The organism is Rhodococcus sp. TAF43, from assembly GCF_052113525.1.
GTDB lineage: Bacteria > Actinomycetota > Actinomycetes > Mycobacteriales > Mycobacteriaceae > Prescottella.
The window spans coordinates 321687-332487 of the sequence record NZ_JBFRDL010000003.1 but is presented as its reverse complement, the minus strand read 5'-3'; the positions used below and the strand labels follow the sequence as shown (position 1 = coordinate 332487).

Genomic DNA, 10801 nt, shown 5'->3' with positions numbered 1-10801 from the left:
TTACACATACATCGCCCGGGACAAACCATCATTATCGCCTCACGCGGACCATGCCTCCGCATCGGCGACGACCCGCCGGACTTCCGGCCGTTCCTCCGGCAGTGCGCCGTCGGTGAGCACGAGGACCTCGAGATCCTCGAGTTCCTCCACGTCGAGGGCCTGCGCGCAGGCCGCCGACACGAACGCATGGGTCACCCATTCGTCGGCCAGAAGGTCGGTGACGTTACCGTCCGGTAGTGCCGTGACGACGGTCACCGCACCTGCGGTGGACGCGATGATCAGCTCGATCGCGGACCACACGCTGCTCAGGGGCTCGGTACACGCGGTCCGGGACTCGTAGGTGATGTCGTAGCGGGCGCGGTCCCGTTCCGCGAACGCCACCACGTTTCCGTGGGTGAGCGAGAACGATCCGTCTGCCGCCACGATTGCGGGATCCTCGGAGCCCAGTCGGCGGATCCGCTCGGTGTAGGTGACCGGTCGGCCCGACTGCTCGTCGATGCGGATCCGGTCCGCGTCGCCGTCCAACACGACCCATTCCATGCTGTCGGGAAGGGCGTCGACGTGTGCGGACGTCGTGATGCCGACCTTGGCCGGCATGCCGGACGGCATCCGATCCGCGTCCGCTGCGTCGATCGGTGTCAGCGCGGCACCGCTCTTGAGCACCGCCCACGCCGCGACCACCGCGTCCGCCGAGCGCGGCAGCACGATCGGCACCTGGTGACCCGGGCCGACGCCCTCGCCGATCAGCAGCCGCGCCAGCCTGGACGACTGCTCGTCGAGGTCACCGTAGGTGATCTCCTCACCGTCGTCCGAGATCGCGGGGGCCTCCGGATCGGCCTCCACCACCGCGGAGAGGATCTGCGGCAGCGTGCTGCCGCTGGGCACGACGACTGCGTCCGACTCGACGTTCGCCGATCGTCCGACCGTTGCGGCACTGCGCAGCTGTGCGCGCTCCGCGTCGGACACGATGTCGATGTCACCGACGACGGCGCGGGCATCGGTGGCGACGGCCTCGAGGATGCGGACGAACCGCTGCCCCAGCATCGCGACCGTCGACTCGTCGAACAGGTCCGTCGCATAGGTCAACAGCGCCTCGAGATCTCCGGAGGGCGCGGGCACCAGTGTCAGCTGCAGGTCGAACTTGGCGGCCCGCTCCTGATCCGGCACCGCGCCCACCGTCAGACCGGGAAGTTCGAGTGCGGCCTGCTGCTGGTTCTGGAACGACAGCACGGTCTGGAACAGCGGGTGCCGCGCCGTCGAGCGGGACGGCGACACTGCCTCGACCACGCGCTCGAACGGCAGGTCCGCGTTGCCGAACGCCGCCAGATCCGTCTCACGGGTGCGAGCGAGGACATCCGTGAACGTCATCGACGACGTCAGTTCCGTCCGCAGCGCGAGCGTGTTGACGAACATGCCCACGAGATCGTCGAGCGCGGCGTCCCCGCGTCCGGCGATCGGGGTGCCCACCGTGACGTCCCAGGTTCCGCTGAGCCTCGCGAGCAGAACGGCCAACGCGCTGTGCGCCACCATGAACAGCGATGCGCCCTCGGCCCGCGCGAGGGAATCGAGTGCGGTGTGCAGTGCGGCCGGGATCGTGAAACCTGTTTCGGCTCCGCGCATCGACGCCACCGGCGGGCGGGGACGGTCGGTGGGGAGGTCGAGCAGATCCGGCGCGCCCGACAGCGTCCGCACCCAGTACTCGAGCTGGTCGGCGGCCACCGTGCCGGGCTCGTCCGCCGAGCCCACCACCTCGCGCTGCCACAGCGCGAAGTCCGCGTACTGCACCGCGAGCGGGGACCACTGCGGTGCCTCGCCCCGGCTGCGAGCGGCATACGCGGCGACCAGGTCCCGGGCCATCGGCGCCATCGAGACACCGTCCGCGCCGATGTGGTGGACGACGAACGCGAAGACGTGGGTGCGGTCGTCGATCCGGAACAGTCCCGCCCGCGCCGGCACACCGCTGGTCACGTCGAAGCCCTGGCCGAGCAGACCGCTCACGTGGGAGAGCAGTTCGTCCGCGTTCACGGAGACGGGCGTGAGATCGAACTCGACCCGATCGGTCGGCAGGATCACCTGGTACGGGCCGTCCGCGTCCTCCGGGTAGTACGTGCGCAACGCCTCGTGGCGGACGAGGACGTCCTGCAGGGCTGCACGCAGCGCACCGTCGTCCAGGTCGCCGGTGAGCTGCATCGCCAGCGGGATGTTGTACGTGGTGGATTCGGGCTCGAGCCGGTTCAGGAACCACATGCGCTGCTGCGCGAGCGAGAGTGGGATCCGCTCACCGCGCGGCCGCGCGGTGAGCGGGCGGCGTGAACCCGAACCCGTCAGCGCGGCAACGTGCGCGGCAAGCGCCTCCACCGTCGACGCCTCGAACAGGGTCCGCACCGGCACCTGCGCATCGAGAGCGACACCCAGCCGCGACACCACCTGCGTTCCCAGCAGCGAATTGCCACCGAGACCGAAGAAGTCGTCGTCCAGACCCACCCGCTCGATCCCCAGAACCTCGCCGAACACGCCGGCCACGATCCCCTCGACCGGCGTCGTCGGGGCACGGAACGCCGTGGCCTCGAAACTCGGCTCCGGCAACGCCTTCCGATCCAGCTTGCCCGACACATTCAACGGGAACGCATCCAGCACCACGAACACCGCCGGCACCATGTACGACGCCAACGACGTCGCAAGTGTGGCCTTCACGACCTCGGTGTCGACCGTCTTGTCCGGCGCCGGCACCACATACGCCACCAACTGATCCGACTTCACCAACACCACGGACTGCGCGATCGACTCCTGCGCCAGCAGAGCGGTCTCGATCTCCCCCAACTCGATCCGCAGACCACGCAACTTCACCTGGAAGTCCGTACGCCCGATGTACTCCAGCTCGCCCGACGCATTCCACTTCACCAGATCGCCCGTGCGATACATCCGCTCGCCGCCGTCACCGAACGGATTCGCCACGAACCGATCCGACGTCAGGTCTGCGCGCGAGACATACCCACGCGCCAACTGCACGCCCGCCAGATACAGCTCACCCGGCACACCCACCGGCACCGGACGCAGCCGCGCATCGAGGACGAACACCTGCGTATTCCACACCGGCGCACCGATCGGCACCCCGGTATCGTCCGCCGCCGTCACCTCGTGGAACGTCACATCCACCGCGGCCTCGGTCGGCCCGTACAGATTATGCAGGACTGTGGACGGCAACACGGCACGCAGCTGCTCGGCGGCCCTGGCCGGTAGCGCCTCACCCGACGCGAACACCAAGCGCAGCGAATCCGCCCGGGACACAGACGGTTCCGCCACGAAAACCGACAACATCGACGGCACGAAATGCGCCACCGTCACACCACGATCGGCCATCACCCGCACCAGATAACCCGGATCCCGATGACCATCCGGCGCCGCCACCACCAGACGCGCACCCACCTGCAACGGCCAGAAGAACTCCCACACCGACACATCGAACGTGAACGGCGTCTTCTGCAACACCACATCGCCCGCGGTCAGCCCGTACTCGGCCTGCATCCACACCAGACGATTCACGATCGCGCCGTGCTCGACCGCCACACCCTTCGGCCGACCCGTCGACCCCGACGTGAAGATCACGTACGCAGTGTTCTCCGGCCGCAGCGGTGCCCGCCGCTCCGCGTCCACGATCGGCGCGTCCGAGAAACCGGACACATCGGTCGTGTCGAGTTCGACCACCGCTGCGGCACCGGGCAGATCACCGCCGTCGCGCGAGGTCGTCAGGACCAGTACCGGCTTCGCGGTGTCGAGGATGTAGGCGTTGCGTTCCGCCGGTTGATCCGGGTCCACCGGAACGTAGGCGCCGCCCGCGGCGAGCACGGCATACATGCCCACCAGCAGATCCAGCGAACGCCGCATCCCCAGACCCACCAACGAGTCCGGACCCACACCTTCCGAGATCAACAGGCGCGCCGTGCGATTCACCCGCGCAGCGAACTCCCCGTAACTCAGCGACTCTCCTTCGAACACCAGCGCCGTCGCCTCCGGAGTCCGCACCACCTGTGCCTCGAACAGGTCGACCAGCGTCGCCCGCGGCACGTCGTGGTCGGTGTCGATCCACTGCCGCAGCACCAGGTCGCGTTCGGAGTCGTCGAGCAGGTCGATCTCGCCGACGGGTACTCCCGGGTCGGCCGTCGCGGCGGACAGGATCCGCAGGTACCGGTCGCCGAAGGCGCGGACCGTCGCCTCGTCGAACAGATCGGTCGCGTACGTCAGATCCATCGTCAGGTCGGGCGTCTCGCCGGTCGATTCGGCGAAGGTGACCTGGAGGTCGAACTTCGCTGTCGTGGAGTCGAACTCCACCTCGGAGACGGTCAACCCGCCCAGCGCGAGGTCGGTGCGTCCGAGATTCTGGAACGTCAGCATCACCTGGAACAGCGGGTGCCGCGACTGCGAACGCGTCGGGTCGAGGATCTCCACCAACCGCTCGAACGGCACGTCGGCATGTCCGAACGCCTGCAGGTCGGTCTCACGCACCGCGGCCAGGAGATCGTCGAACGAGCGGGCGGTGTCGACGTCACTGCGCAGCACGAGGGTGCCCACGAACATGCCGACGAGGTCGTCGAGCGCCTGCTCGCCGCGGCCCGCGATCGGCGTGCCGACGGCGATGTCGGAGGTGCCACTCGACCGAGCCAACAGCACCGCCAGCGCCGCGTGCACCACCATGAACGGGGTGACGCCGCGTGCGCGGGCCAGTTCGGCGAGCGCGGTCTGCAACTCTCCGCTCAGCGGGACGGACAGCCGTGCCCCCCGGTACGACGACACGGCGGGACGGGGACGGTCCGACGGCAGATCCAACTGGTCGGGCAGACCGGCGAGCGCGGATGTCCAGTAGTTCTGCTGCTGGGCGAGCAGTGACTCCGGGTCGTCCTCACTGCCGAGAACCTCACGCTGCCACAGCGTGTAGTCGGCGTACTGCACACCCAGCGGCGCCCAGCCCGGCACGGTCCCGGCGGATCGCGCCGCGTACGCGATCATGACGTCGCGGGTCAATGGGCCCATCGAGAAGCCGTCCGCCGCAATGTGATGCACGACGAGCACCAGGACGTGTTCGGTCTCCGACACCGAGAACAGTCGCATCCGCACGGGCAGGTCGGTAGTCAGATCGAACCCGGCCGTCACCATCGAATCGACGATCGCGGGCAGGTCGACATCCGAGATCGGTTCCGCCGAAAGCGGCGCCGACACCTCGACCGCGGGCCGGATCTGCTGGTATCCGACGCCATCGATGTCGGGGAACACGGTACGCAGCGATTCGTGCCGGTCGAGCACGTCGCCCATCGCGGCAGCGAGGGCGCCGACGTCCAGCGCTCCGGACAGTCGGATCGCGAGCGGGATGTTGTTCACCGCCGACTCCGGCTCGAAGCGGTTGAGGAACCACAACCGCTGCTGCGCCAGTGACAGTGGGATCCGGTCGGGACGCGGCCGCGCGACGAGCGCCGTCCGGGCGCCGGCGTCGGATTCCATCACGCGGGCCGCGAGTGCCTCCACGGTGGAGACCTCGAACAGCAGCCGGACCGGGACGGTCGTGCCCAGTGCGGCACCCAAGCGGGAGGCCACCTGCGTCGCAAGCAGCGAGTTGCCGCCGAGCGCGAAGAAGTCGTCGCCCTGCCCCACCCGGTCGACGCCGAGGACGTCGGCGAACACCCCTGCCACGGTTTCCTCGACCGGCGTCGCCGGGGCCCGGAACACCGCCGTCTCGAACTCGGGCTCGGGCAGCGCCTTGCGGTCGAGCTTGCCGCTGCCGGTGAGCGGCAACCGGTCGAGCACCAGCACCGCAGCGGGCACCATGAAGGCCGTCAGTGACCGGGCCGCGTGCTCCTTCAACGCCGCGACGTCGATCGTGCGACCGTCGGCCGCGGTCACGTACGCAACGAGCTGGTCGCGGATCACGAGCACGGCGGCCTGCGCGACGGATTCGTGTGCGGCCAGCACCGATTCGATCTCGCCGAGCTCGATCCGGAAGCCACGCAGCTTCACCTGGTCGTCGGCGCGGCCCACGTAGTCGATCACGCGGTCGGTACCGGTGCGCACAACGTCGCCGGTGCGGTACAGCCGGCTTCCCGGGTCGCCGAACGGGTTCGCGACGAACCGCTCCGCGGTCAGGCCGGGACGGCCGAGGTAGCCGCGGGCGACGCCGACGCCGTCGAGGTAGAGCTCTCCGGGAACCCCGGCGGGCACGGGCCGCAGCCGCGCGTCCAGCACGTAGGCGGTCGCGCCGCGGATGGCGCGGCCGATCGTGACCGGCTCCCCCGGCACCAGCGCGTCGGAGATGTTCGACGCCACGGTCGCCTCGGTGGGGCCGTACGCGTTGAACATCGCCCGGCCCGGCGCCCAGCGGGACACCAGGTCGGCCGGGCAGGCCTCGCCGCCGACCACGACTACCCCCAGCGCGTCCAGGCCCGCCGGATCGACCGACGCGAGAGCGGCAGGCGTGACGAAGGCGTGCGTCACGCGCTGCTGCCGCAGCAGTTCGGCAAGTTCGTGCCCGCCGTAGATGGTCGTCGGCGCGATGACCATCGTCGCGCCGGCACCGAAGGCCATGAGCAGTTCCAGAACCGACGCGTCGAAGCTCGGTGACGCGAAGTGCAGCGTGCGCGAACCCGATCCGAGTCGGTAGCGCTCCACCTGCTCGTCGGCGAAGGCCGACAGCCCGGTGTGGGTGACGACGACGCCCTTCGGCACGCCGGTCGACCCCGACGTGTAGATGACGTACACGGCGTCGGCGAGGTGCAGGGGGCGCCGCCGGTCGGCATCGGAGACCGCCAGCGCGGACGCGCTCGCGATCTGCTGTTCCGTTGCTGCGTCGTCGAGCACGAGCAACGGCAGCCCGGACGGCAGCGCGTCGGCATGCTCGGCATGCGTGATACCCAGCACCACACGAGAATCCGACACCATGTGCGTCACGCGATCGGCCGGGTAGTTCGGGTCCACCGGTACGAACGCGGCACCGGACTTGGCGACCGCCCACACGGCGGTCACCGAATCGATCGAGCGGGTCAGCGCGATCGCGACGACATCGCCGGGTCCCGCACCGCGGTCGATCAGCACGCGCGCCAACCTCGACGAGCTCTCGTCGAGTTCGCGGTAGCTGACGGTCCGCTCCCCCGCCACGAGGGCGATCGCGGACGGATCGGTGCTCGCCGCGGATTCGAGGATCCGTGGCAGCAGGAGCGGTTCGGTGACACGGCCGTCGGCCGCCGTCAGCGCGGACATCTCGGCGCCGTCGAGGATCTCGATGTCGCCGACCACCACGGACGGATCGGCCGTGACCGCCCCGAGTACCCGCAGGAACCGTTCCGYGAACGCACGCATCGTCGACGCGTCGAACAGGTCCGTCGCGTAGGTGAGGTCGACGTCGAATCCTGCTGCGCCCGAATCGGCCTCGGCGAGCGTCACCGCCAGGTCGAACTTCGCGACGGCGGCATCGAAGTCGACGCCCGACACGGTCAGGTCACCGAGGGCGAGTTCGGTCCGGTCCATGTTCTGGAACGAGAGCACCACCTGGAACAGCGGATGCCGCGCCTGCGAGCGGGCCGGGCTCAGAACCTCGACCAACCGCTCGAACGGGACATCGGCGTGACCGAACGCCTCGAGATCCGACGCGCGAACCTGGGCGAGCAGTTCGGTGAACGGGCGATCTTCCCGGACGTCGGCGCGCAGCACGAGCGTGTTGACGAACATGCCGACGAGGTCGTCGAGCGCGGCCTCGCCACGACCGGCGACGGGGGTGCCGATCGCGATGTCGGTGGTGCCGCTGAGCCGGGCGAGCAGCACCGACAGCGCGGCGTGCACCACCATGAACGGGGTCGTGCCGGCCTCACGCGCGACGGCGTCGAGTCGCGCCGCGAGTGCCGCGTCGATCCCGAATCGATGCGATGCGCCGGCATTCGACGCGATCGCGGGGCGCGGGCGGTCCGCGGGCAGATCCAGCCGATCGGGCAGGTCGGCGAGAGCGGCGCGCCAGTGGTCCACCTGCCGCGCGATGAGTGACTCCGGGTCGTCCTCGCTGCCGAGAACCTCACGCTGCCACAGCGCGTAGTCGGCGTACTGCACGTCGAGCGGCGTCCAGCCCGGCGGGGTTCCGGTCGATCGCGCCGTGTAGGCGACCATCACGTCACGGGTCAGCGGTCCCATCGAGAAGCCGTCGGCGCTGATGTGGTGGACCACCACCACGAGCACGTGCTCGGTGGCGGACACCGCGAGCAGCCGCATCCGGATCGGGACCGCGGCCGTGACATCGAATCCACGGGAGATCGTCTCGGTGACCGCACCGACGATGTCGGATTCGTTGATCGCCTCGGCGTCCAGATCGACGGTGGCCCGGTCCGCGGGCAGGATCACCTGGCTCGCGGCGCCGTCCCGTTCCGGGAAGACCGTGCGCAGCGACTCGTGCCGGGCGACGACATCGTTCACCGCGCCGCGCAGCGCAGCGACGTCGAGCGAGCCCGACAATCGGATCGCGACGACGATGTTGTTGACCGCGGAGTCGGTGTCGAAGCGGTTGAGGAACCACATCCGCTGCTGTGCGAGCGACAGCGGCACGGTCTCCGGGCGCGGCTGCGCGACCAGCGGGGCGCGGGTGTCGCCGCCCGCGGCGACCTGTGCGTCCACCAGGGCCGCGAGCCGGGCGACGGTCGGCGCGTCGAAGAAGTCGCGCACGTCGATGCGGATGCCGCGTTCGGCGTTGATCCGCGCGACGACGCGGGTCGCGCTCAGCGAGTTGCCGCCGAGGGCGAAGTAGTCATCGTCGACGCCCATCCGCTCGGCGCCCAGGACCTCCGCGAACGTGGCCGCCAGCATCTCCTCGGTGGGGGTGCTCGGCGCGCGGTACTCGCTCGCCAGCGACGAGAAGTCCGGTGTGGGAAGGGCCTTGCGGTCGAGCTTGCCGCTCGCGTTCAGGGGGAACTCGGCCATCGCGACGAACAGGGACGGCACCATGTACTCGGGCAGCCGCGCGCTCACCGTGGCGGCCATCTCCTCGCGGTCCACGGGCGCCCCGCTGTCGGTGACGACATAGGCCACGAGGTGGTCGCCCAGCTCGGGGTCGGCGTGCACGACCACGACGGACTGCGACACCGCATCGTGGTCCAGCAGGGCCGACTCGATCTCGCCGAGCTCGATGCGCAGACCGCGCAGCTTCACCTGGAAGTCGGTGCGGCCCACGTACTCCAGCTCACCGGAACCGCCGAGCTTGACGAGGTCACCGGTGCGGTACATGCGCTCGCCCGGGCCGCCGTACGGGTCGGCGACGAACCGGTCGGCCGTCAGGTCGGGACGCTGCAGGTAACCCCGTGCCAGCTGGACGCCCGCCAGATACAGCTCGCCCTCGGTCCCGGCCGGAACGCGGCGCAGTCCGTCGTCGAGCACGTACAGGCCGGTGTCGGCCACCGCGGCGCCGATCGGCACCGTGGCGGTGTCGGCCGCGGTGACCTCGTGGAAAGTGACGTCCACGGCGGCCTCGGTGGGGCCGTACAGGTTGTGCAGTGCTGTGGTCGAGCCGTCGGTGACGTCACGGAACCGGGCCGCGGTCTGCGGTGGCAACGCCTCACCCGACGCGAACACGTTCCGCAGCGTGGTGACGGTCGCTGCGGCGGGCTGTCCCGGATCCCCCGTCGCTCCGCTCGCCAGGGACGCCACGAACACCGACAGCATCGACGGCACGAAGTGCGCGACGGTGACGCCACGCTCGACCATCGTGCGGGCCAGGTACGCGGGGTCGCGGTGGCCGTCCGGCAGCGCGATCGTCAGACGCGCACCGGCCTGCAGCGGCCAGAAGAACTCCCACACCGACACGTCGAACGTGAACGGCGTCTTCTGCAGCACCACGTCGGCTGCCGTCATCGGGTACATGTGCTGACGCCAGCGCAGGTTCGCGACGATCGCACCGTGCCCGACTGCCACACCCTTCGGGCGGCCGGTGGACCCGGACGTGAAGATGACGTACGCGAGGTTCTCGCCCGTCAGCGGTGTGAGACGGTCCACGTCGGTGACCGGATCGGCCGACAGTGCGTGCAGATCGAGGGTGTCGATCGCGAGGACCGGGGTGTCGGTGTCGAGCGTGAGACCGTCCCGAGTCGTCGTGAGGATCGCGGCCGGACGAGCGATGTCGAGCACATAGCCGAGGCGGTCGGCCGGATGGTCCGGGTCCAGCGGGACGTACGCGCCGCCCGCCTTGACGATTGCGTACATCCCGATCAGCAGGTCGATCGATCGCCGGATGCCGAGACCCACCAGGGTGTCCGGACCGACACCGAGCGAGATCAGGTGGCGCGCGAGGCGGTTGGCGCGGGCATCGAACTCGGCATACGTCAGCGTCGCGCCGTCGAACTCGAGCGCGACGGCGTCCGGGGTGGCGGCGACCTGCTCGTCGAACAGTGAGGCGAGCGTGGTTGCGGGCTCGGCGGACGCCGCTGCGTCGTCCCCGAGCACCTCGGCGGCATCGCTGAACAGGGCACTCAGCAGCCCGGGCAGTCCCCCGGTCTCGGGCGCCTCGAGCAGACCCGGCGCCACGGTGGACAGCACGACCGGCACGAGCGCATCGATGCCGAGCACCCCGCCCATCGCGGCGTCGAGGGTCTCGATCTCCTGCTTCAGCTGTGCGTACGTGACGGTGATGTCACCAGCGGTCAGGGCGATCCGCTCGGGATCGACCTCGACCACCCCGGCGAGGAGTCGAGGCAGATCCTCGACCGTCAACGAGTCGACTCCGGGCTGCTGGGCCGCCATGTTCTTTGTCCTTCCCGACATCTGAAAACTTCGATCGCCCGATTCG

General features: G+C 69.7%; 1 protein-coding gene. It reads right to left on the bottom strand.

Annotated features, from left to right (window positions below):
• Positions 1 to 39 precede the first annotated feature (39 nt).
• Positions 40 to 10755, bottom strand: a complete 10716-nt coding sequence (locus AB4Z09_RS04040; protein ID WP_442239208.1) for an amino acid adenylation domain-containing protein — start codon at positions 10753 to 10755, stop codon at positions 40 to 42.
• Between the last annotated feature and the right edge of the window lie 46 nt (positions 10756 to 10801).